The sequence below is a fragment of the Pseudomonas paraversuta genome (genome assembly GCF_904063065.1).
GTDB lineage: Bacteria > Pseudomonadota > Gammaproteobacteria > Pseudomonadales > Pseudomonadaceae > Aquipseudomonas > Aquipseudomonas paraversuta.
Map to the genome: position 1 here is coordinate 402,401 of NZ_CAJFCL010000004.1, position 23,561 is coordinate 425,961.

20 protein-coding genes are annotated in these 23,561 nt (G+C 58.2%); 11 read left to right on the top strand and 9 right to left on the bottom strand.

Annotation, left to right across the window (positions count from 1 at the left end; all coding sequences use genetic code 11):
* Positions 1-34: 34 nt before the first annotated feature.
* The 5 genes from JQ845_RS10700 to JQ845_RS10720 form a co-directional block, all read right to left on the bottom strand.
* Positions 35-802 (bottom strand): amino acid ABC transporter ATP-binding protein, encoded by a 768-nt coding sequence (locus tag JQ845_RS10700; protein WP_003438455.1) that lies wholly within the window; start codon positions 800-802, stop codon positions 35-37.
* Positions 799-1,458 carry an amino acid ABC transporter permease gene (locus JQ845_RS10705; protein ID WP_010656847.1) on the bottom strand — a complete coding sequence of 220 codons (660 nt, stop codon included), beginning with the start codon at positions 1,456-1,458 and terminating at the stop codon, positions 799-801. Before JQ845_RS10705 ends, JQ845_RS10700 begins: the two co-directional genes overlap by 4 nt.
* A 10-nt stretch (positions 1,459-1,468) precedes the next feature.
* Positions 1,469-2,116, bottom strand: a complete 648-nt coding sequence (locus JQ845_RS10710; protein ID WP_003438446.1) for an amino acid ABC transporter permease — start codon at positions 2,114-2,116, stop codon at positions 1,469-1,471.
* 62 nt (positions 2,117-2,178) lie between these two features.
* The gene (locus JQ845_RS10715) at positions 2,179-2,967 is read right to left on the bottom strand and encodes an ABC transporter substrate-binding protein (protein WP_127195672.1); all 789 of its coding nucleotides are present in this window, start codon (positions 2,965-2,967) and stop codon (positions 2,179-2,181) included.
* Positions 2,968-3,123: 156 nt separating this feature from the next.
* Positions 3,124-6,171: an aminotransferase class III-fold pyridoxal phosphate-dependent enzyme gene (locus tag JQ845_RS10720; RefSeq protein ID WP_203008971.1), complete on the bottom strand. Its 3,048-nt coding sequence runs from the start codon at positions 6,169-6,171 to the stop codon at positions 3,124-3,126.
* Between the two features lie 139 nt (positions 6,172-6,310).
* Between JQ845_RS10720 and JQ845_RS10725 the strand changes: the two genes are divergently transcribed.
* The 8 genes from JQ845_RS10725 to JQ845_RS10760 all read left to right on the top strand — a co-directional run bounded on the left by JQ845_RS10725 (position 6,311) and on the right by JQ845_RS10760 (position 15,191).
* On the top strand, positions 6,311-6,748 hold the full coding sequence (locus JQ845_RS10725) for an Lrp/AsnC family transcriptional regulator (protein ID WP_003438435.1): 438 nt from the start codon (positions 6,311-6,313) through the stop codon (positions 6,746-6,748).
* 174 nt (positions 6,749-6,922) lie between these two features.
* Positions 6,923-8,263, top strand: coding sequence for a GntT/GntP/DsdX family permease (locus JQ845_RS10730; RefSeq protein WP_203008972.1), 1,341 nt, complete (start codon positions 6,923-6,925; stop codon positions 8,261-8,263).
* 44 nt (positions 8,264-8,307) lie between these two features.
* Positions 8,308-9,660: a D-serine ammonia-lyase gene (dsdA, locus tag JQ845_RS10735; protein WP_203008973.1), complete on the top strand. Its 1,353-nt coding sequence runs from the start codon at positions 8,308-8,310 to the stop codon at positions 9,658-9,660.
* A gap of 100 nt (positions 9,661-9,760) precedes the next feature.
* Positions 9,761-10,711: a DNA-binding transcriptional regulator DsdC gene (gene dsdC, locus JQ845_RS10740; RefSeq protein ID WP_003438430.1), complete on the top strand. Its 951-nt coding sequence runs from the start codon at positions 9,761-9,763 to the stop codon at positions 10,709-10,711.
* 176 nt (positions 10,712-10,887) lie between these two features.
* Positions 10,888-11,388: a sigma-70 family RNA polymerase sigma factor gene (locus JQ845_RS10745; protein WP_003438428.1), complete on the top strand. Its 501-nt coding sequence runs from the start codon at positions 10,888-10,890 to the stop codon at positions 11,386-11,388.
* A complete protein-coding gene (locus JQ845_RS10750) occupies positions 11,388-12,335 on the top strand; it encodes a FecR domain-containing protein (RefSeq protein ID WP_203008974.1) in 948 nt (315 codons plus the stop codon). Before JQ845_RS10745 ends, JQ845_RS10750 begins: the two co-directional genes overlap by 1 nt.
* A 112-nt stretch (positions 12,336-12,447) precedes the next feature.
* Complete coding sequence (locus JQ845_RS10755; RefSeq protein WP_203008975.1) at positions 12,448-14,886, top strand: TonB-dependent siderophore receptor; 2,439 nt, start codon at positions 12,448-12,450, stop codon at positions 14,884-14,886.
* Between the two features lie 5 nt (positions 14,887-14,891).
* A complete protein-coding gene (locus JQ845_RS10760; RefSeq protein WP_203008976.1) occupies positions 14,892-15,191 on the top strand; it encodes a TagA domain-containing protein in 300 nt (99 codons plus the stop codon).
* A gap of 182 nt (positions 15,192-15,373) precedes the next feature.
* Here JQ845_RS10760 and JQ845_RS10765 read toward each other — a convergent pair whose 3' ends face one another.
* Together JQ845_RS10765 and JQ845_RS10770 are read right to left on the bottom strand one after the other, a co-directional pair.
* Positions 15,374-16,657: an OprD family porin gene (locus JQ845_RS10765; protein WP_003438421.1), complete on the bottom strand. Its 1,284-nt coding sequence runs from the start codon at positions 16,655-16,657 to the stop codon at positions 15,374-15,376.
* A 248-nt stretch (positions 16,658-16,905) separates the two neighbouring features.
* The gene (locus JQ845_RS10770; RefSeq protein WP_203008977.1) at positions 16,906-17,604 is read right to left on the bottom strand and encodes a DsbA family protein; all 699 of its coding nucleotides are present in this window, start codon (positions 17,602-17,604) and stop codon (positions 16,906-16,908) included.
* 259 nt (positions 17,605-17,863) lie between these two features.
* Here JQ845_RS10770 and JQ845_RS10775 point away from each other — a divergent pair, with 259 nt between their 5' ends.
* A complete protein-coding gene (locus JQ845_RS10775) occupies positions 17,864-19,936 on the top strand; it encodes a TonB-dependent receptor (RefSeq protein ID WP_003438412.1) in 2,073 nt (690 codons plus the stop codon).
* A gap of 60 nt (positions 19,937-19,996) precedes the next feature.
* Here the strand turns inward: JQ845_RS10775 and aguA are convergent, their stop codons facing one another.
* Positions 19,997-21,103: an agmatine deiminase gene (gene aguA / locus JQ845_RS10780; protein ID WP_161720026.1), complete on the bottom strand. Its 1,107-nt coding sequence runs from the start codon at positions 21,101-21,103 to the stop codon at positions 19,997-19,999.
* A gap of 129 nt (positions 21,104-21,232) precedes the next feature.
* Complete coding sequence (locus JQ845_RS10785) at positions 21,233-21,433, bottom strand: hypothetical protein (RefSeq protein ID WP_203008978.1); 201 nt, start codon at positions 21,431-21,433, stop codon at positions 21,233-21,235.
* A gap of 129 nt (positions 21,434-21,562) precedes the next feature.
* Here JQ845_RS10785 and rfbB point away from each other — a divergent pair, with 129 nt between their 5' ends.
* Positions 21,563-22,645, top strand: coding sequence for a dTDP-glucose 4,6-dehydratase (rfbB, locus tag JQ845_RS10790; protein WP_203008979.1), 1,083 nt, complete (start codon positions 21,563-21,565; stop codon positions 22,643-22,645).
* Positions 22,646-22,662: 17 nt separating this feature from the next.
* Complete coding sequence (rfbD, locus tag JQ845_RS10795) at positions 22,663-23,532, top strand: dTDP-4-dehydrorhamnose reductase (RefSeq protein WP_003438405.1); 870 nt, start codon at positions 22,663-22,665, stop codon at positions 23,530-23,532.
* The last annotated feature ends 29 nt before the right edge of the window (positions 23,533-23,561 follow it).

Below are 23,561 nucleotides of genomic sequence, written 5' to 3' on the forward strand. Positions count from 1 at the left end.
CCGGGCCTGGCGCTAAAAGGATGCCCGTTAACCGCTAGCTATTGTGCAGATGCTTTTTCAGGAACGACCGGGTTCGCTCCTGAACCGGGTTTTGCAGGATCTCGCCCGGCGCCCCTTCCTCGACCACAACCCCGCCGTCCATAAAGATAATCCGGTCTGCAACTTCGCCTGCAAAACGCATTTCATGGGTGACGATCAACATGGTCATGTTCTCCGCGGCGAGCTGCTTCATGACCAGGTTGACCTCTTCGACCAGCTCGGGGTCCAGCGCCGATGTGGCCTCATCGAACAACATGACTTTGGGCTGCATTGCCAGCGCCCTTGCGATGGCAACCCGCTGTTTCTGTCCGCCAGAGAGGCGGGAGGGATATTCATCAAATTTGTCGGCCAGTCCGACTTTTGCCAAATATTCCAGCGCCAGTTCACGCGCGGCTTTTTTCGTCAGCCCCTTGAGCTTTAGCGGGCCCAGCGCAATGTTTTCATATACGGTCAAATGCGGAAATAAATTGAAGTGCTGGAAGACCATGCCCATTTGCTGACGCACGGCATTTATATGCTGTTCATAGGCACGGCCTTTCAATGGCCGGTTAACTTGTTCTCCATCTAACCAGACCTCGCCATCATTCAGCACTTCCAGGTGATTGATGGAGCGCAGCAGAGTGCTTTTGCCAGATCCACTGGGGCCGATGATGGCGATGATTTGCCCGCGAGCGACACAAAGATCTATGCCCTTGAGTACTTCTAGTGCTCCATATGCCTTACGGGCACCCTTGACCTCAACCATATATGTATTATTGATCATCGTGACATCTCTACTTTCTTTTCGAGAAGATGCAGGCCGGCTTCGAGAACAAGATTGGCCGCGTAATAGATAACCGCCACAGTCAGATAAAACTCGAACGGGCTATAAGTTTCGCTGACTGCCAGTTGCGCGCTGTATACCAGCTCTGCAATCCCGATCATTGACACCAGTGAAGTGTCCTTTAACAGGACAATCAGATTATTTCCCAGCGGCGCAAGGGTCCTGCGCAGTGCTTGCGGCACTATGACGTAACACTGGGTCTGTCCACGGCTGAGACCGATAGAACGGGCACCTTCAATCTGACCGGGGTCAACCGAGACCACGCCGGCACGTATCACGTCGGCATTGTAGACAGCGAAGTGCAGGCTAAGGCCAATGATCCCGGCCACCGGTGCAGGAATATCGATGCCCACTTGCACCAGACCATAATAAATCACGTACAACTGCAAAAGCAGTGGCGTGCCCATGAGCAGCCACGTCATAAAACGCACGGGCAATGCCACAACTTTGGGGGCATAAAGAACGATCAGGGCAAAGGCGATCCCGGCCAGCAGACTTACTACGCTGGACGTTACAAACATTATTAGCGTCCACCACAGCCCCATCGCCAGCATCTCGGAATAGGGTGTAACGATACTCAGATCCAGGCTTTGCATATGAATGCTCTCACCTTGCCGCGAAGCGATTGTCGAGATAATCCACAATAAATCTGACCGAGTAGACCATCACAATATAAAGCAGTGCCGACACCATAAAGATTTCGAATGGCTTGTAGGTTGAACTGATAAAGCGTTGCGCCGTATATGAAAGTTCAACCACAGAGATCGTCGACACCAGTGCAGACCCTTTAATCAGTGCGACAGCGTTAACCCCCAGCGGCCGGATCATTAACTTTGCAGCTTGTGGCAGGGTGATGAACCATAACGTCTGGCTGCGCCCGAAACCAATTGAACGTGCAGCCTCTTCCTGGCCAGGGTCCACGTTGGAGATGGCGCCACGAATGGATTCCGCCATATAAGCGGCGATGTTCAGGCCCAAACCTATGACACCTGCGGCAAACGGCTCCAGTTCAATTCCGATCTGCGGGCCGCCGAAGTAGATGATGAACAGCTGAACCAGGCAGGGGGTGCCACGAAAAACACTGATGTAGAGCCTTGCCAGCCAGCGAAATATGAGGACTGTGGATAACCGCGCAGCCACCAGCACGATGGCCACCAGAAAACCAAGCAACAGTGCGAGCACGGAGATTTGCACCGTAATCCAGGCCGCCTCCAGGAAAAACGGAAATGTGCGCTGTATGAGAGTCAAATCCATGGGCACGCTCAGAAAAGTCAGATGACTGGCCCGACGACGAGTCGGGCCAGGCTAACGCCGAATCAGCGGATATCTTTGCCAATCCACTGCATCGAGATCTTTTCGTAAGTACCATCGGCGAGCATGTCTGCAAGCGCGCCCTGCAGCGCCGCCTTGAGCTCGGGGTTATTTTTGCGCAGTGCAATGCCCATGCCTTCAATCCCGCCATCGCTCTGCGGTGGCGTAATGATGCGCACCTTCTGCCCGGTTTCCTTGACTGCGACCAGCACCGGAACGCTGTCCATCACTATCGCATCGATACGCCCGGCATCCAGATCGACCAGCATTTCGGGCAGACCTTTATAGGCTCGCACCTTCAGGTTGCCGCGCGCCCTGGCCCATTTATCGTGGGCATCCCCGAGCGTGACGCCAACCACCACATCTTTAAGGTCATCAAGGCTTGTGATCGAAGAGTCATCCTTCACCACGATCGTGCGGCCCGCATGGTAATAAGGCCCCACGAAATCCACGGCCCTCTGGCGTTCCGGGGTAATGGTCATGGAGGCGATAATGGCGTCATATTTTTTCGCCAGCAGACCGGCAATTATCCCGTCGAACGGCGTGGTAATAATCTTCACCTTTACCCCCAGGCGCTCGGCCAGGGCCTCGCTGATGGAGGCATCGAAGCCGACAATCTGGTTCTGCTCGTTGGCAAAGCTGAAGGGAGAGTATTGGCCGCTCATCGCGATACGGATTTCTTTGGAGTCCTGGACCGACGCCAAATCATCGGCCTGAACAGCTGACGTGCAAAACAGGGCCGCAGCCGCAACTGTGGACGCGGCAATCAATTGCTTGAGCTTTGTAGTTAGCATTGGAGGCACCTTGGAAGAATTGTTTTTTATTTTTCTTGGGATTACTCACCCAGCCTTCACCAAAGCTTTGCATAGGTCATTGCGCAAAGCACCCTGCAAGGTGTCAGCCTGACTGACACATTGCCGGAGTTGGCCGACACAATGTCGGCCGAGGATTTACTCAAGTGCAGCCTTAAAGCTTTCGTCCAGAACCTCAAGCAGAAAATCAGCATTGGTCTGACTGAAAATCATCGCCGGGCGCATTTTCAGAACATTGTCATGGGGGCCTTCCGTACCGATCAAAATGCCTCGCTCCCGGGCACCGTCGGCGACCTTCCTGGCCAGCGCGGTGGCGGGAACCCTGGTTTTTCGATCCGTGACCAGTTCGATGCCGAGGAACAGCCCCTGGCCGCGCACATCGCCTATGGCCTCGTAGCGTAGCTGCAGCTTGCGAAAGCCATCGAGCAGATAGTTACCCATGGTCAGTGCGTTGAGCTTCAAGTTATCGCGCTCGATCACATCCAGCACCGAGAGCCCTATGGCGCATGAAACCGGGCTGCCGGCAAAGGTATTGAAGTACTCCATGCCGTTGTTGAAGCTGTCGGCAATTTCACGGGTGGTCACCACCGCCGACATGGGATGCCCGTTGCCAATGGGTTTGCCCATGGAGACTGCATCGGGAACCACACCCTGGGTTTCAAACGCCCACCAGTGGCTGCCGACCCGACCAAAGCCGACCTGGACTTCGTCAGCCAGGCACAGACCACCCTCTGCACGCACCATGGCATAGACTTCTTTGAGGTAGTTTTCCGGGAAGAACAGTTGCCCGGCGACGCTGGGAATGGACTCCGCCAAAAAGAACGCCGGGGCTCTGCCCTGCTTGCGCATGATCTCGATCTGGTCCGCCACGCTTTCAGCGAAACGTTTGCCCAGCTCCTCGAACGGCCAGTCAGCCGCAGCACGGTACGCATCCGGTACAACCGCCTCAAACACATGCTCTGCACGGCCCTTGCCGGCTTTGCGCTTGTACTTGTAAGGGCTGAGGTCGATCAGTTCCTGGGTCGTGCCGTGGTAAGCCCAGTCCAGCACAATCGCATCGTTGCGACCCGTGTGATTGCGCGCCATACGGAGCATCAGGCTGTTGGCTTCACTGCCTGAACAACCGAAGGAAGCAACCGCCAGACCTGCGGGTAACGTAGCGGTGAGCCGCTCTGCATACTCCACAATATTGTCGTGCAGGTAACGGGTATTGGTATTGAGCCGGGCGGCTTGTTGCGACAGCGCTTGCACCACATCCGGATGGGAATGGCCGAGATGGCAGACGTTATTGAAGCAATCCAGGTAGGCCCTGCCGAAGTTATCTATCAACCAGACCCCGTCCCCGCGTACGAACTTGATCGGATCTGAATACGAAATCGACAAGTTAGGCAGCAGCAACTCTTTACGCTTCGCCACAATCTCGGCCTTGCTGCGCCCGTCCTGGCTGTAGGTTTCCGGAGGAATGCCGGCGAGCGTCGACGGGTCGGGGAACACGTCAGCCCAGACCTCAAGATAAGCCCGCTCACCTACGCCGATGAACTCGCTGGCTTGCAACCCGGTGTCAGTGGACATCTGAAAATGCACATGGGGGATCCAGCCACCATTTTCCGCATCCGTGCCCATATACCCCACAAGCGCACCCGCCTCCAGGCGATCACCGGGCTTGAGCCGCGCCAGCGCTTCATGGGCCATGTGCCCCCACAGCGTCAGGAATGGCGGACAGGCTTCTGGCGAATGCTCGAGCATGATCAAACCACCGTAGCCCAGCGGGTCGCCCTCGACTTCGACGCTGCGCACCACCCCGGCAACAGGGGTATACAGAGGCGTCCCCGCGGGCATGAGCAAGTCGACACCAACGTGAATGATCCGACGCTGCCCTTCAATGAACCGCGATTCGAACGCCGTGTCGGTATAGATGGTTCTGGCCTCGCCCCATGGCCCGATGCCCAGCGGCACCTTATGCCCGGCAGAAAATTCATTCCACCACCTGGCGGCCTCTGCAGGACGCTGCTCGGCAGAAGCGATGGTCATCACGTGGGATGCATCTGCAAACGGCGCAATGGCCTTGTTCATGGTCGCCGCAGACGGATGCACGATATCCGCGAAGGATTTGCTGTTTTCGCCCATCCAGCGGCGAACCGCACCGGCGCCCTCGATCGCATCAAACCCGCAGGCTTTGCGCAGGATCGCCGTCGCCAGGCGCGGGTTCATCCGGTCCATTCGCTCCAGAAGGCGCCAGGCCGGCGCTTCGCTGATGGCCAGGTAGGGATTGTCCTCGGTCTGGCCGCACCGCAAAGCCGACAAGGTGACGCTTGTCACCAGGCGCATGGCAATCAGATTGAAGAGAACATCAAGCTCTTGCGGTTGCAGCGGGTACTTCTCATGGAAACCGGCAGTCAGGGCAGCTGCTGCGCCGACCGGATCTTCCATGTCGAGAATGGAATACGCGCAGGTGATGGCGACTTCGGCAATCAGAATGGTATGGACCGCATCGCCAAAGTCGATGATGCCTGAGACCTTCTGCGGGTTCTGCGGATCGACCAGGATGTTCCAGTCATTACCGTCGTTGTGAATGACCTGGGTGCGCAGACGCGCAAGCCGGGGTTGCACGGAGTGTTCAAAACGATCGATGAAGCGTTCCAGAATGGCTCTTCTGGCAGGGTCCTTGATGAAGTGCAGGCGTGAACGCGAACGTGCGGCGTGACGCAGATCCCAGTCCAGATCCCGTACCGCGCCGGGATGGATGAAGCCTTGAAGGGCCCGGTCTATATCACCGAACGATTGGCCCAGGCTGCGCATCAATTCGAACGTGCGCGGAACCTCGGCCAGGGGCGTACCGTGCAACCAGCTAACCATGCGCACTGCATGGGTTTCACCGGAGGGCGCCACTACAGAGGCCAGAAAGTCACCTGTCAGGCTTTTCTTGAGTGAAGGCACGGTGAGTTCAGGGCTGTAGCTGGCGAGGTGGCTGAGAATGGCGGCCTGAAACTCGCTTTCGACTCGCGGTTCAGTCGAGTTGACCACTTTCAGAATCCATCCCGCACCGGTTCCTGTCTGCAACCGGTAGTTGCGGTCGCGCTCGCCGTCCAGAGGCGCAGCCGTACCTGTAACGTTGAAAAGCTGCTCGCCGAGCTTTTCGGCATCAGCCATCGAGAACCGGGGGGCGGGATGGGAAAGATTAGTCATGGTAATTGTTTTCCAGGCCATTTTTTTCAGATAGCTTGGCATGCGAAACCTTGCAGGACAGTAGGTATGCGGTCGGCTTTGGCCTGCATATTGCCGGAATCAACCGGCACAAATTCGGTAGCAGAATCGGGGAGTTCCAATGCGCGAGCTGGACACGAAAGATCGCGAAATACTCGAAATTCTTTCTAAAGAGGCTCGAATTGCCCTGAAGGCCCTGGCAGCGAGAATCGGTCTTTCAAGAAGTGCTACCAGCGAGCGGGTCATCAACCTTGAACGCAACGGGGTGATCAGAGGCTACCGGGCCGATATCGGCGAAATCGATGCCAACGTGATTCGCGCAATCCTCCTGGTGTGCCTCAAGCGCACGCCTGCAATGGGCCTGCTTGACCTGCTTGCACAAAACTCCCAGGTGCGACGCATCTCTTCGGTCAGCGGTCAGCTCGACCTGGTGATTGAGGTCGAGTCACGCACCATTGATGATCTGAACCGGGTGCGGGATGCAGTCGCCAGCCATGAATCCGTTGAAGACATCACCACCGCAGTGGTGCTTCGCCGCGATATTGACCGGCAGTCCTGAGGCGTCAGCGACTCCAGATTCAAACCGTTATCCGGGGTCTCATAGATGACCCCACGTCATCTGTCCCTTGAGGATCCATCCTTTGTCAGCCCCCTGAGATGTAACTTCTAATTGCTGGAAGCAAAGTGACTCCGATCACTGATTTCAACAATAAAAGCGCTTCCAGGAGATTCCATGCACAGTGCTACCACTCTATTGCTGGTGTTGTTTTGTGCCATTGCTCTGATTGTTTTTCTGATCGTCAAAGTCCGCGTCCACGCCTTTCTGGCCCTGACTGCCGCCAGCTTTGTGGTGGGTATTGGTTCAGGCATGCCGCTGACGCAAATGGCTGCTTCCTATGAAAAAGGTGTCGGCGGCACGCTCGGGTTTCTGGCAACCATCATTGGTCTGGGCGGGATTCTCGGCAAGATGCTGGAAGAGTCAGGCGGCGCCGAGCGCATCGCTCAGACACTGCTCAAGGCCCTGGGTAAGGAGCGCGCCTCCTGGGCCATGATGCTCGTAGGATTCATAGCCGGCATCCCGGTGTTCTTTGAAGTGGGTTTTGTTCTGTTGATTCCGTTGATCTATGTGGTCGCGAAAGAAACCAGAATCAATCTTTTGTACCTGGGCGTGCCCCTGGCCGTGTCGCTGATGGCCGTGCATTGCATGTTGCCGCCCCACCCGGCCGCGATGGCAATTACCGGGTTGCTGGGTGCCGATGTCGGCAAAGTGATTATCTATGGCCTGATTGTCGCCCTGCCGACCGCCATGATCGCCGGACCGCTGTGGGTCAAGCTGGTCTGCAAGCGCGATGCGCCGGACTCTCAGGAAGCGTTTTTGAACGAACACTGCGATGACAGCAAAACCCGGGAGCTGCCAGGCCTTGGCCTGACCCTGCTGACCATTATGTTGCCCCTGCTGTTGATGGTGGGGAAAACCTTCGCTGCCGGGCTGCCCCACGACTCCATGGCATTCAGCGTTATTTCATTTCTGGGCACTCCCCTGATCGCCCTGTCCATTGCCGTGGTGTTTGCCTATTGGTCGCTGGGCTTGCGCCGCGGGCTGAGCATGGCTGATCTGCTGGCTCACACCCAGAAGAGCTTCCCGCCTCTGGCCAGCATTCTGCTGATCATCGGTGCCGGCGGGGCCTTCAACGGCATTCTGGTGGACAGCGGCGTGGGTGACGCACTGTCCGCCACCCTGACCCAATTGAATATGAACCCCATCGTTCTGGCATGGCTGGTGGCCGGCCTGATGCACTTCGCCGTCGGTTCGGCAACGGTGGCCATGATCAGTGCGGCGGGCATGATCCTGCCCATGCTCGGTGCCCATCCCACGGTGAGCAAGGAAATCATCTGCGTAGCCATCGGCGCCGGTGCCATGGGCTGGACCCATGTCACGGACTCGGCCTTCTGGGTGGTCAAGGAGTACCTGGGGGTCTCGCTGACCGACGCACTGAAGATATTTACCACTGCCACGGTACTGGCCTCGTTGATCGCACTGGGCCTGACCCTGGTGCTGTCGCACTTTGTTTGATCCAACCCGAATTTTTCAGCCTTATTGTTTAAAGGGACCACGTCATGATTTTGGGAAAAAACCTTGAAAGCTGGTGTGCCAGCTACCCTCTGATTCGCGATCTGGTCGCGCTGCAAGAAACCACCTGGTTCAATCCCGGCGTGGCCCCGGTCGCCCAGGCCATTGGCGATGTGGGACTGACCGAAGCCGATGTCGCCGATGCCAGCGCCCGGCTCACGCGATTTGCTTCTTACCTGCGCCAGGCGTTCCCGGAAACGGCCAGCAGTGGCGGGATTATCGAGTCGGACATTGTGCCGGTGAGCCATCTGCAGCAACTGCTCGGCGAGCGCTACAACCAGGTATTGACGGGCTCGCTGTGGCTCAAGCGCGACAGCCATCTGCCCATCTCGGGTTCGATCAAGGCGCGCGGCGGGATCTATGAAGTGCTCAAGCATGCCGAAGATCTGGCACTGGCCGAGAATTTCCTGACCCTCGAAGACGACTACGCGGTGCTGCACAGCGACAAGGCCCGGGCGTTTTTCGGGCAGTACAAAATAGCCGTCGGCTCCACCGGAAACCTCGGCATGTCGATCGGGATCATGGGCGCAGCCCTGGGCTTCCAGGTCACCGTGCACATGTCGGCCGATGCCCGCCAATGGAAGAAAGACAAATTGCGCGCTCACGGCGTAACCGTCATCGAATACGCCAGCGATTACAGCGTGGCCGTGGCCCAGGGCCGTGAACAGGCAGAGGCCGACCCGGCCTGCCATTTCGTCGACGATGAAAACTCGGTCAATCTGTTTCTGGGTTACGCCGTCGCCGCCGAGCGTCTGAAGCAACAATTGGCAGCAGCGCAAATTACCGTGGATGCGCAACATCCGCTGTTTGTGTATTTGCCCTGTGGCGTGGGCGGCGCACCGGGTGGTGTGGCTTTCGGCCTGAAGCTGGCGTTCGGTGATGCCGTGCACTGCATCTTCGCCGAACCCACCCATTCACCCTGCATGATGCTGGGCGTCTATACCGGCCTGCACGATGAAGTAAGCGTGCAAGACTTCGGCATTGATAACGTAACCGCTGCAGACGGCCTGGCGGTTGGCCGCGCTTCCGGCTTTGTGGGCAAGGCCATGCAGCGCCTGCTTGATGGCTTTTACACCGTCAGCGATGAAGAAATGTACAGCCTGCTGGCACTGATGGAGCGCAGCGAAGGTCTGCGCCTTGAGCCCTCCGCGCTCGCCGGCGTACCCGGGATTGCCAGGGTGCAGGCCGATCAGCAGGGCTACCTGGCCCGCGCAGGCCTGGACGCCCATGCCATGGCCAACGCCACTCACTTGATCTGGGCTACGGGCGGCAACATGGTGCCTGGCGACGAGATGGACGCTTATCTGGGCAAGGGCCGTGAATTGCTCGCCAGGGGCTGATCCTGCCCGCTGACTCAAAGGCTGGACCGGATGTGGCAAAATGCACCCATTGCCACATCCGGCAAGCCTTACCGGTCTTTTGGCTTGAGGGGAAACAGCCGTGCTCAACCTTCCGCCCCGCATCAGTTCCAGACTCAACAGCAGCCAGTTCGCCAATTTGCATACGTTTCTGGTTGCCGCACGCCATCTGAGCTTCGCCCGCGCCGCAGAGGAACTGTGCCTGACCGCCAGTGCCGTCAGCCACCGTATCAGCCGGCTGGAAACAGCCCTGAACATGAAGCTGTTCCAGCGCCTGACCCGCCAGGTCAGTCTGACCGACGAAGGCGAACGCATCTTCGAAATACTGCAGAACGCGATGGGCGAACTGTCCGAGGCCCTTGAACAATCGTCACAGGCAGAAATTGCCGGCTCCATTGCGCTTTATGTCCGGCCTTCGGTCGCCCAATGCTGGCTGGTGCCCAGACTGGCCGATTTCGTCGAGCGTTACCCGCTGGTCTCACTGGATCTGCGGGTGGGCAATGACAATGTCGACTTCCGCACCCGCAAAATTGATCTGGCCCTGTATTACGCCAACGGTGAATTTCCCGGCCTGACCAGTCACCGCCTGATGCAGGAACGTCTGGCCCCGGTATGCAGCCCGCAATACGCGCAACGCCACGGCCTGCTGCAAAGCCCGGAGAACTTGAGACACTGCACGACCCTGCACGACTCCCTGGCCTGGGATCATGCCGCCTTCGATGCCGAGTGGACGTTGTGGGCCGAACAACACAACATGCTCGCAGCCCTGCCCAAGCGAACCCTGACCTTCGATCGCTCCGACCTGAGCGTGACCGCAGCCATGAACCACGCCGGCATCGCCATCGGCCGCCAGCAGCTGGTCCAAAAACGCGTTGATCGTGGCGAACTGGTGCTGCCCTTCGCCGACTTCAGCGTGTGCGGCCACTACGATTATTATCTGGTTCACCCTCCCCTCAGCACCCTCCCCAAGCGCTTGCTGGTGTTTATGAACTGGCTCAAAGAATGTGCGCGGCAGTCATCGCCACCACTCTGACCCGCGCGCCGGGCTCGCGCATCATGGCGCCCGTCCTGAATCGAAGGACGCCGGGCCGCTGTCTGCAAGCGCCGCCACACAGCGACCCGATCCATCCCGTCAAAAACGCCCTTGCATAAACAGCGTGCCATCACGACAATGCGATCGATTACCATTTACTCACTGGTGGCATTCTCATGTCGGCGCTCGATCGCTCAGCTCTTCATCAGTTGTACAACGACCACAACAGTTGGTTGAAGGGCTGGTTGCGCGTGCGCTTAGGCAATGCTGCCGACGCCTCTGATCTGGCTCAGGATACGTTCCTGCGGGTCATGACCGCTCGTAACGCGGCCCCGATTCGCGAACCACGAGGCTACCTGTGTGCCATCGCACGTTCACTTTTGATTGATAAATCTCGCCGGCGCACCATTGAGCAGGCTTACCTTCACGCGCTGTCGCAAAGGCCGGAGCCCATGGATGTTTCACCAGAGATCCGTTTGTCGATCATCGAAATGCTGGTCTCCATCGATCGCCTGCTCGATGAACTGGGTGCCCGTACCCGGGAGATTTTCCTCGCGGTCCAGCTTGAGGGATTGACCTATGTAGCCGCGGCCGAACGGTTCGGTGTGTCGGTCACGACGGTGAAAAATCATTTGATTCGCGCCATGACCCGGTGCCTGTTGCTGGTTGATAACTGATGAGCGTTAGCCTGGACCTGAAAACACTTGAGGCTGCCGCCACGTGGTACGTGCAGCTCAATGACGGTGAACTCAGCGAAGCCAGGATCCGTGCCTGGCAAGTGTGGATGCAATCCGGTCCACAGAACGCGGCAGCCTGGGCCCGGGTCGAGAAGCTCCAGCAGCAATGGGCCCTGATACCCCGCCGGGCAGCCTTGTCCAGCCTCGGTGCAGCCAGTACGCAACGCCGCGATGTATTGAAAATACTTGGCCTGCTGCTGGCCACCGGCGCCTGTTCATGGCTGGCCGTTGAACAATTGCCCTACCGCCCGATGCTGGCTCAGCAACGCACGGGCTTGGGCGAACGTCGCTCACTGCAACTGGAAGATGGCTCGCAACTGCAGCTGAACGCGGACACGGCGCTGGATATCCGCTTCGACGCAGAGCAACGGCTTATCCAGCTGTTGCGTGGCGAAATTCTGATCGAGACCGCCAGGGACCCCGCACGGCGTCCATTCATCGTGGATACCGGCGAAGGGCGCGTGCGGGCACTTGGCACCCGGTTCAGCGTCCGCCAATTGGCCGGGCGCACGCGAGTCGGGGTGCTGCAAGCCGCGGTACAGGTCTGTGCAAACCGGCATCCCGATCGGGTCGTGCGGCTGGAGGCAGGCCAGCAAGTCTCGTTTGACCGCGATGCGGTGGATGACATTCACCTTTTACCCGCCGGCTCGACCGCGTGGGTACAAGGCATGCTGAGTGTCGACAACTGGCGCCTGGGCGACTTTATCGAGGAGCTGGACCGCTATCGGCCGGGTGTTGTGCGCTGTGCGCCAGGGGTGCAGAACTTGAACATATCAGGCGCTTTTCGTCTCGATGACACGCAAACAGTGCTGGATAACCTGAGCAAAACCCTGCCGGTGAAGGTTCGCTACCTGACCCGCTACTGGGCAAGTATCGAACCGGCATAAGCCCGGCGACAAATGACTGGACGGTTAACCTTGCTGATTTCGATTCTCATCCGTCAATGACATAAGCCGCGATCGCAGCGAGTTTCTGACATGACAACGCAAGGATCCCCGAATGCCCCTGCTCGCCCCCACCCCCACAACTAAAATAACCCGCGCTGTTCGCCTGGCGGTGTTTGGCGTAACCCTTGCCAGCCTGTCCGGCCTGGCGCTGGTGCCCACCCGGGTTTGTGCCCAGAGCCAGGCGACGTACCAGATCAGCGCCGGCCCGCTGGGTAGCGCCCTTACCCAATTTGGCATACAGGCGGGGGTCACGATTTCGTTCGATCCCAAACAGACCGGCCACCTCAATAGCGCCGGCCTGCAGGGCCAATACAGCGTCGATGAAGGCCTGCAACGGTTGCTCGCCAACAGCGGGTTGCAAGCAGAGCGCCAGAGTAACGGAGGCTATGTACTGGTCGCCGGCAGCCCTGAAACGGCACTGGAACTGGGGGCGACTCAAGTTTCCACCAACCAGCTGGGCACTGTTACCGAAGGCACCGGTTCTTACACGCCGGGCTACATCGCCACCGCCACCCGCATGGTGCTCAAGCCCCGGGAGACGCCGCAATCGATCAGCGTGATCACCCGTCAGCACATGGATGACTTCGCGCTCGACAATGTCGACGACGTGATGCGCCACACACCGGGCATTACCGTATCGGCCTACGACACTGACCGCACCAACTACTACTCCCGCGGTTTTTCGATCAACAACTTCCAGTACGACGGCATTCCCTCTGCCGTGCGCAACGTCGCCTATTCAGCGGGCAACACCCTGAGCGACATGGCGATCTATGACCGTATCGAGGTGCTCAAGGGCGCTTCAGGCCTGCTCAGCGGAGCAGGTTCGCTGGGTGGCACCATCAACCTGGTACGCAAGAAGCCGACCAGCGATTTTCACGGCCATATCACCACGGGAGCAGGCTCCTGGAACAATTACCGCATTGAAGCGGACGTCAGTGGCCCCTTGACTGAATCCGGTAATGTGCGCGGGCGCGCAGTGGCGGCCTATCAGGACCGACAGTCGTATATCGACCGCTACTCGAATCAGAGCTCGGTGTTCTACGGCATCCTCGAAGTCGACCTGTCGCCCGACACATTGCTGACCGTGGGCGCCGACTACCAAGACAATAAACCCCAGGGTTCGACCTGGTCAGGCAGCTTTCCGCTCTACAACTATGCGGGTGAGATCAACAGTGCCAAGCGTTCCTTCAGCAACGCCACCGACTGGAGCAGCTGGCAGCAATACACCCGCACCGTCTTCGCCACCCTGGAACAGGATCTGGGCAGTGGCTGGGTAGGCAAGTTGCAGCTGGACCACAAGCTCAATGGCTACGATGCGCAGTTGGGAGCCATCCAGTTCGACCAGCCCGCGGCTGACGGCACCGCCAAAATCAACGCCCAACGTTACAAGGGCGAAACCACCAGCGACGCAGCCGATCTGTATGTCAGCGGCCCCTACGAATTTCTGGGCCGTGAACACGAACTGGTGCTGGGCGGCTCGATCAGTACCGCGAACTGGAAAGGCAAAGGTTACTGGGACGTGACATTCGGCACGCCGAACATTGTCGATTACTTCAACTGGAACGGGCACCTGGCCAAACCCGACTGGGGCAATGCGTCGCAAATCAGCGATGACACCGTGCGCCAGACGGGCATATACGCGACCACGCGCCTTAACCTTACCGATGAGCTGAAACTCTTTGTGGGCGGGCGGGTAGTCGACTACACACTGACGGGCACCACCAACACTTACCGCGAGTCGGGGCGCCTGATTCCCTACGCAGGCCTCACCTACGACCTCACCGACTTCCTGACCGCGTATGCCAGCTACACCGATGTGTTCATGCCCCAGGAGTTCTACAACCTGGACCGCCACAGCAAGATGCTTGACCCGGACCAGGGCGAGAACTATGAAGTCGGGCTCAAGAGCGAGTTTTTCGATGGCCGCCTGAATGCCAGCCTGGCGTATTTCGAGGTCAAGGAAAGCAATCGCCCCATCCCCGACGATGCCTGGAACAACCTGTCACCCACTCCGCCCAACTACGCCTTCAAGGGCACAGCCGCGAGAACCAAGGGCTACGAGCTGGAAATATCCGGAGAGCTGAGCCCTGGCTGGAGCCTGCAGGCCGGGTACACCCACAAGGTGGTGCGCGATGACAGCGGTAAAAAGATTTCGACCTTTGAACCCGAGGATCAACTGAGCTTCTACACCATCTACAAACTCAAGGGCGACCTGAACAAAGTCTCGGTGGGCGGTGGCGCACGCTGGCAGAGCACTGCCTGGCAAGAGATGTACAACAGCCCCAAGGACAGATACGAAGATTTTTCGCAGAAACCCTACTGGGTGGTGGATCTGATGACCCGTTATCAATTCACTGAAAACCTGTCGACCACCCTCAACGTCAACAACGTTTTCGACAAGTATTACTACACCAACATCGGGTTCTATAACTCTGCGATTTATGGTGAACCGCGCAACTTCATGCTGACCACGCGCTGGGACTTCTGACCCCAATGCGTCTGCAGGAGCGAGCTTGCCTTGCGACAGGTGCCAACGACAATCTGTGTGTCGTTGAGAACACCGCGAGGCACGCTCGCTCCTGCAATTTGTGGGTTGAGGAAGAAAACACGACCCATCGTTTCAAATTACACAACTATCGTATCGAATCCGGCCTCATGAACAAATTCCATATCAATATTGCCGAGTCTGATCAACCACGTACTGTTTTGCTGATAAACAATGGCACTGTAATTCTTCGGCAAAGCATTGCCCCCGCCAAGCGCGACCTTACTTATACAATCAATGGCGAATAGGTTTTTTACAACATCTGTACACGGCCCCCAAAAAAGCAGGAAACCTTTCCTCTCGTTGTGGGGGGGTCAAGACTCGACACGCACAATAACTCACGCTGAAACTAAAACGCCCCGAACATCAGGACCTGATGTTCGGGGCGTTTCTTGTTCAGATGTCCGGCCTGTTCAGCAGACCGGTGGCATCAGAAAATGCTGATCGGGTAATCAACAAATACCCGTACTTCGTTACCGCCGACGTTGTAGTCGCTGGCGTTGTTCGACACACGCAACCACGAACCGCGCAGACGCACGCTCAGGTCCTTGACCGGGCCGCTTTGTACGACGTACTTGGCCTGGTTGAAGATTTCACGCTCGGTACCACGGCCACGGTCGGAACCGTCGTCGATGTTGGTGCCGCGCACGTAGGCGATGTTGTAGGTCAGGCCTGGAATGCCAACGGCACCGAAGTCGAAACCATAACCCAGCTGCCACGAACGTTCGTCCTTGGCGTTGAAGTCGGACCAGTAGGAGTTGGCCAGCAGGATGGTGTTGCCGCCATCGCCCACGCCGCCTGCATTGCGGTAGCCGCCATACGGGTAGCCGATTTCGCCGGTGCTGCTCTGGTAAGCCAGGGTCAGGGTGTGTGCGCCAAACGCGTAGGTGGTCGCCAGGCTCCAGATCTTGTTGTCCTGACCGTCTACTTTCAGCACGTCGCGAGCGTAGTCCTCTTTGACGTGGGTACGGTAGCCGTTGAAGTCAAACGTCAGGGACTGTTTGTCTTGCAGCGGCATGACGTAGTTAACACCCACGTACTGCTTGTTCAGCTCGTCTTCCATCTGCGAGCCGTACAGCGAAGCCGACAGGTTGTCGGTGAACTTGTAGCTACCGCCGAACACATTGATGCTTTTCAGGTCGCCGCTGTCTCGTGCGTCAGCGCTTTTACGCGATTCGGCGGTGAAACGGCCGACGTTGAGCTCAAGGCCGTTGATTTCCTTGGAGGTCAACAGGGTACCGGTGAAGCTCTCTGGCATCAGACGCGAGTTGTCGTACATCAGTACCGGCAGAGCAGGCATCTGGTCGCCGTACTTGAGCACAGTGTTGGACACCCGGAACTTCACTGCAGCGCCAGCCTTGGAGATATCGTCAGCGGCTTTGCCGTCGGCACCCTGCTTGAAGAAGTCGATGCCGCCTGCGCCGCTTTTGCCACGGCCGCCATCCAGACGCAGTGCGTAAATGCCGAAGGCATCCACACCCACACCCACTGTGCCCTGGGTGAAGCCCGAGCTGAACGTGCCGAGGAAGCCCTGGCCCCATTCAGCCTTGTCCTGTTTATGGTTTTTGTAGTCACGGCTGATGTAGGCGTTGCGCGCCAGTACATTCAGGTGGCTGTCTTCTACAAAACCTTTTGCATCAGCTTGATCGTTAGCCATGGCCTGGGTAGCAGTAAGTACGCCCAACGCGAGCAGGCCTATCCGTTTGTTCAACATATTATTTTCCTTATTTCTGAATACGAAGCGCGCTGTGGGTATCAAGCTGAAACATTGAGTGGTGGTTGCTTCACATAAACAAAAAAGACCCGCGCGAAGACTCGTGCGGGTCTTTCGAAAAGTTGGTGTATGGCTAGTCGCCACAGGCGTTGGCGGGAATCCTATCCGGCGTGAAGGTAAAGTGTCAATTTCGTGAAAAATTTGTTAATTGCCAAAGTTTTCCTGAAGTTTGTCCAAGACGTCAGCAATTACTCATCACAGCCATTCAGGCCGCAGGCGGGAGCTGAAACGTTTGAGTCGCACACCGCTACGCCATCCAGCTGGCGCAACCAGTCGGCAAAGGCCCGGGGCTGGCCCAGATACTTCCCTGAATCGATCACCTGATACTGACCGGACTGCTCCAGTACGAGCGTCGGGAACCCCTGAGCACCGACCCGCGCCAGCAGCGCCCGACTGTCTTTGAAGTGCGCTTGTGTCATGTCACCCCTGGCCGCAATAAAAGCCGCCTTGAATGCCTCGGCATCCAGTCCGATTTCAGCCGCCAGCTCCAGCAACAGATTTTCATCAGCAATACGCCGGCCTTCCACGTAGTGAGCCGTTTGCAGACGCCCCAACATCTCAAGTCCGCGCCCTGCCACTTGCTGCGCTGCCAATATGGCGGTGGTCGGCGGCTCTGAATCAAAAACCGCCGTGGTATCACGCAGCAGACCGTCAAAGTACGCCTCGCCAAAGGGCTGGCCAGTCAGTTCGGCAATCCGCCGATCGTGGGGCATCACATAGTCCCGCAACTGGGCCGTCACCGGGCGGCGATGGGCACCGGTCATCATGCCGCCGCCATGGGCCACAACCGGCAAGATGCCGCGTGCAGCTTCAATCAAGGGTTTGGCGCCATAGCACCAGCCGCACAAAGGGTCGTAGATGTAATGCAAGACAGGGGTGGTGCTCACGGGTCGCTCCAAATGTTCAACAAGACAGGGCGCCAGCTTAGCTTTGGCTCACAAGGGGAAAAACGCCGGTATGGCTTTTAGTGTGTTTCGCGAATCGGGCGAATCAGATACAGCAAGGGCCTCGTGCCGGTGAAACAAATTGATACATATCTGCCGGACGGGCTAATGGCAATAATTAACATTAAGCAACAAGAACCATTACCATTCGCACCCTAAAAAATATAACCCCCGATCCCACCCGCCCGGACACTTCTCAACCATGCTCTCCCCTTGCCGCTTCACGCCTCTGAATCTGGGGCTGTGTGCCTTGCTGTACGCCGGATTTGGCACGGCTGCCACCACCCTCCCCGAGCTGTCGATTAACGCCAGCGAAGCCGAGGCCGATGACCCCCGGGTCAGAGATGTCACCACTGCCACCCGTACCTCGACCCCTGCGCGTTATGTGCCGCAAGCCATCGATTCGGTGAAAACCAGCAATGTGCTGGATTACGGAATCAACACTCTGGGCGAAGCCCTGAGCGGTATTCCCAACGTCAGCAGCACGGCTGATACCCGTTTCGACAGCCTGCGCATTCGCGGATTCGACGCCAGCAACGACTTCTATCTGGATGGTATTCGCGACGACAGCCAGTACGTTCGCGACCTGCATAACATCGAGCGCATTGAAGTGCTCAAAGGCCCGGCAGCGGTACTGTACGGGCGTGGCAGCCAGGGCGGGATCATCAACCGCGTGAGCAAGATGCCGCAATTCGGGCGTCAATCAAGCATTCAGGCCCAAGGTGGCAGCGAAGACTTGCGCAGCCTCTATGCCGACCTCAGCGCGGACCCGAGTGACACCGTCAGCCTGCGTTTGAACATGGGCAACGAAGACAAAAACAGCTTCCGTGATCACGTCAGCGGCAATCGCCAATTGTTCGCGCCATCGATGAACTGGCAGATAACCCCGGACCTGAACTGGCTGGTGCAATACGAATACAGCCGTTACAACCGCACCCCGGATCGCGGCATCCCAAGCATCAACGGCCGGCCGGCAGATGTCAGTCGCGGCACATCCTATGGCGGGCAGAATGATTTTATCGATGACAAAACCCAGAATCTGCGCTCACGCCTGAGCTATGAATTGAGCGACAACTGGCAACTTCGCCACACCTTGGGCGTGTTCAAGCTCGACAGCCAGTTCGAGAACACTTACCTGGTGGGCTACGACCCGAAAACGGACAAGGTCAATCGTCAGAGCTGGCAGCAGGACATGACCACCCGCAACCTTTTCAACAACCTCGAAATCGAAGGCGGTTTTGACACCTTTGGCCTTGAGCACCGCCTGTTGACCGGCCTGGAAATCGGCAGCCAGCGCCGTGACCCGAAGCTCTATAGTGCCAAGGACGTACCCGCAGTCGACGTCTACAACCCGGATCGAAACCTGCGCCCGAGCGGACCGATGCTGATTTCCAGCGACAACCACACCGAAGTCGAAAGCCAGGGCCTCTATGTTCAGGACCAGATTCGTCTCAACGATCAATGGCAAGTGCTGGCAGGCTTGCGCTATGACCGCTTTGAAGTCGAGTCCACCAGCAATCTCAAGGACATCACCGAAGAACGCAAAAGCCACAGCACCAGCCCGCGGCTTGGCGTGGTCTGGACACCGCTGCAAAACCATTCGTTTTACGCCTCCTGGACCAAGACCTTTTCGCCAGTGGGTGGTGGCCTGATCGGCATCACGCCGGGCGCAGCAGGGAACGCCAACGATCTGAGCCCGGAGCTGACCAAGCAGAAGGAAATCGGGGTCAAAAGCGACTGGCTGGATGATCGTTTGAGCACCACGCTGGCCGTCTACGAACTGGAACTCTACAACCGTCGGACCAAGGATCCGGATGACCCGACCATCACCCTGCTCTCGGGCCTGCAACGTTCACGGGGCATTGAGCTGACCGCCAGCGGCAAACTGGGGGGCAACTGGTACATGCGCGGTGGCATTGGCCTGCAGGATGCAACGGTGGTCAAGGACAACAACGGCTTTGAAGGCAAGCGCATCAACGGCGTAGCCAAGCACAATGGCAGCGTGTTTTTGACCTGGAAACCGGAAATGGGCTGGTACGCAGAAACAGGCCTGACCCTGGTGGGCCAGCGTTATGCGGACAACCAGAATACCGTGGTATTGCCGGGGTACGGCCGCTGGGATGCACTGGCGGGCTATCGCGAAAAGGACTGGGATGTAACCGGTGCGCTGACCAACCTCACCGACCGTTACTACTACGCCTCAGCCACCAGCGGCTCCCAGATCATGCCGGGCGAGCCCCGCAGTCTGGTGATGACCGGGACCTATAAGTTTTAAACCCTGTAGTCGCTGACGAGGCTGCGATCGGGCCTCATCCGCGGCTACAGGAGCCGTGCATTACGCCTTGCGCGGCGCCGGTTGTTGCTGGGTCAGGCAATGGATATTGCCACCGCCCAGCAGCAATTCGCGGCCCGGCACCATCACTACTTCGTGTTGCGGGAAGAGGTTTTGCAGGATGACTTTGGCCGGCGCGTCCATCGGGTCGTCAAAGCTGGGGGCGATGATGCCGCCGTTGACGATCAGGAAGTTCACGTAAGACCCGGCCAGACGTTCTGACGGGTTGCGGTCCTGACTGCCTGCCACTTTATCCACGCCGTCGCATTCTTCCTGGGTCGCATACATCGGGCCCGGGATCGGCATTTTGTGCACGACAAAAGGGCGACCCTTGGCATCGGTACTGCTTGCCAGTACGTCCATTGCGGCGTGGCAGCGCGCATAGTTGGGGTTCTGTTCATCGTCAGTCCAGGCCAGCAACACTTCGCCCGGAGCAACGTAGCAGCAGAAGTTATCCACATGGCCGTCGGTTTCGTCGTTGAACAGACCGTCCGGCAGCCAGATGATCTTGTCCACCGCCAGATGCGAGCGCAGCACGTCTTCGATCTCTTCACGGGACAGGTGCGGGTTGCGGTTACGGTTCATCAGGCACTCGGTCGTGGTGATCAGCGTGCCTTCACCATCCACGTGGATCGAACCGCCCTCAAGCACGAAACCTTCGGTGTGATAACGCGCACTGCGTTCGATTTCGAGGATCTTGCTACCCACCTGGCGGTCGCGGTTCCACGGGAAGTACAAACCGCCATCAAACCCGCCCCAGGCATTGAAGTCCCAGTTAACGCCGCGCACTTCACCGCTGTCATTGATGACAAAGGTTGGCCCGCTGTCACGCACCCAGGCGTCGTCGCTGGACATCTCCACCACTCGAATATTCGGCACATCGAGGTGCGCGCAAGCATTTTCGTACTGGCCGGCCGACACGCCGACGGTCACCGGCTCGAAACGCGCAATGGCCTTGGCCACGGCGACGTGTGCCGCCTGTGCCGGTTTGCCTCCCAACCGCCAGTTGTCCGGACGCTCGGGCCAGATCATCCAGGTCTGGGTTTGCGGAGCCCATTCGGCCGGCATGTGAAAACCGTCAGCGCGGGGCGAACTGTGCAAAGTGGTCATCGGGATCAGGACTCCAGGGAGGCGGTATAGGGGAAATCGAACACGACTAATTCTGAAACAGTGGACACAGGGCAACCATGCGTCAACCACAGGTGCTTTTATAATCGATAAATATCGGCAATAAAACGTTTATTTAATTATTTTCAAAAACCTCGATAGGCGGTTCATCCGGGGCTTTGGCCCTCCCCTTGTCGCGCCCTGCAGGCCACTGCCACCAAGCACGTAGCCATTGCCACCCAGTTTGTGGGCGGCGCTCAGCGCCATGCCCCGTGAATGTTGCTGGCCAGAGAACAGGATTAGACATAAATACCGATATAAATCGATATTCATAAATACCTCCCGTTCAGGCGCGGCCCTGCCCGCAATGACTGCTGTCAACTTGTACTTGCACCACCTCGCACCTGCCCACAAGCTACGTGCCATACGTTTGAAGTCCATCTGGGAATAAGGGATATCCACATGCGCATTTTAGTCACCGGCGGCGCCGGATTTATTGGTTCGGCACTGATCCGTCATCTGATCCGGAACACTGCGCACGAAGTGCTCAACCTCGATAAGTTGACCTACGCCGGTAACCTTGAATCGCTGCAAAGCATTGCCACCGACAGCCGCTACGAATTCGTCCAGGCCGACATCGTCGACCAGGGCGCGGTCAGTGCAATCATCGAACGTTTCCAGCCCCAGGCCATCATGCACCTGGCTGCGGAGTCCCACGTTGACCGTTCCATCGACGGCCCGTCGGATTTCATCCAGACCAACATTGTCGGTACTTACAGCCTGCTGGAAGCCACCCGCGCCTACTGGCTGACCCTCCCGGAGCCGGCCAGGAGCGAATTTCGTTTCCACCATATTTCGACTGACGAAGTGTATGGCGACCTGCATGGCGTCGACGATCTGTTCACCGAAACCACGCCTTATGCGCCAAGCTCGCCGTACTCGGCCAGCAAAGCGGCCTCCGACCACCTGGTCCGCGCCTGGAACCGCACTTACGGCTTGCCGGTTTTGCTGACCAACTGTTCGAACAACTACGGTCCTTTCCATTTCCCGGAAAAACTGATTCCGCTGGTCATTCTCAATGCGCTGGCCGGTAAACCGCTGCCGGTGTATGGCAACGGCCTGCAAGTGCGTGACTGGCTGTTCGTTGAAGACCACGCCCGCGCCCTGCTTAAAGTGGTGACCGAAGGTGTGGTCGGCGAGACTTACAACATCGGCGGCCACAACGAGCAAAAGAACATCGACGTGGTGCGCAGTATTTGTGCCCTGCTCGAGGAGCTGGCGCCAGAGCATCCGCCAGGGGTTGCACAGTTTGCCGACCTGATTACCTTCGTGACTGACCGCCCTGGCCACGATCAGCGCTACGCCATCGATGCCAGCAAAATCGAACGTGAGCTGGGCTGGGTTCCTGAAGAAACGTTCGAAACCGGCCTGCGCAAAACCGTGCAGTGGTACCTGGATAACCTGGAGTGGTGCAAGCGCGTTCAGGATGGCAGCTACCAGGGCCAGCGCCTGGGGTTCACCGAGGCCAAGGATCTGCTGGCATGAGTAACGGCGCAGCGCCCTTGAAAATCCTGATCAGCGGCAAAACAGGCCAGGTCGCCATCGAACTGCAGAAGCACCTTGCCGGCCTGGGCCAGCTGATAGTGCTGGGTCGTGACGAGCTTGATCTGAGCAAGCCCGAGCAAATCCGCGCGCAGGTTCGGGCCCACCAGCCTGACCTGATCATCAATGCGGCCGCGCACACCGCGGTGGATCTGGCCGAAAGCGAGCCTGAGCTGGCATTTGCCATCAATGGCATCGCGCCCGGAGTGTTTGCTGAAGAAGCGGCGGCCCTGGGCATTCCGCTGATTCACTACTCCACTGATTATGTGTTCGACGGCAACAAGCCTGCGCCCTACACCGAAGACGATGTTCCCAACCCGTTGGGTGTCTACGGCAAGAGCAAGCTGGCGGGCGAGCAGGCAATTGCAGCGACCGGTGCTGACTGTCTGATTTTGCGCACCAGCTGGGTGTACTCCACCCACGGCAAGAACTTCCTGCTGACCATGCAGCGCCTGCTGCAAGAAAGGCCGGAGCTGCGGGTGGTGGCGGACCAGGTCGGCGCGCCTACCTGGGCGGGCACCATTGCCCGCAGCACGCGCCTGTTGATCGAGCGCTGGCAAGCCGCAGAAGCCGGAGCATGGGGGATTTACCACCTTACGGCCCAGGGCGAAACCTCGTGGTTTGGTTTTACCCAGGCCATTGCCGAACACCTGTCAGCCCAGGGCAAGCCTTGCGCAACCCTGGAGCCGATCCCGGCCAGCGCCTATCCGACACCGGCTGCCCGGCCACAAAACTCGCGTCTTGATTGCAGCCGCCTTGAGCGCGAGTGGCACGTCGCTCAGCCCGCCTGGCAAAACGCATTACGTGAGTGCCTGGCCGCGCAACACTGACCTGCGCAGAAACTGCTGTCAGCATCGCT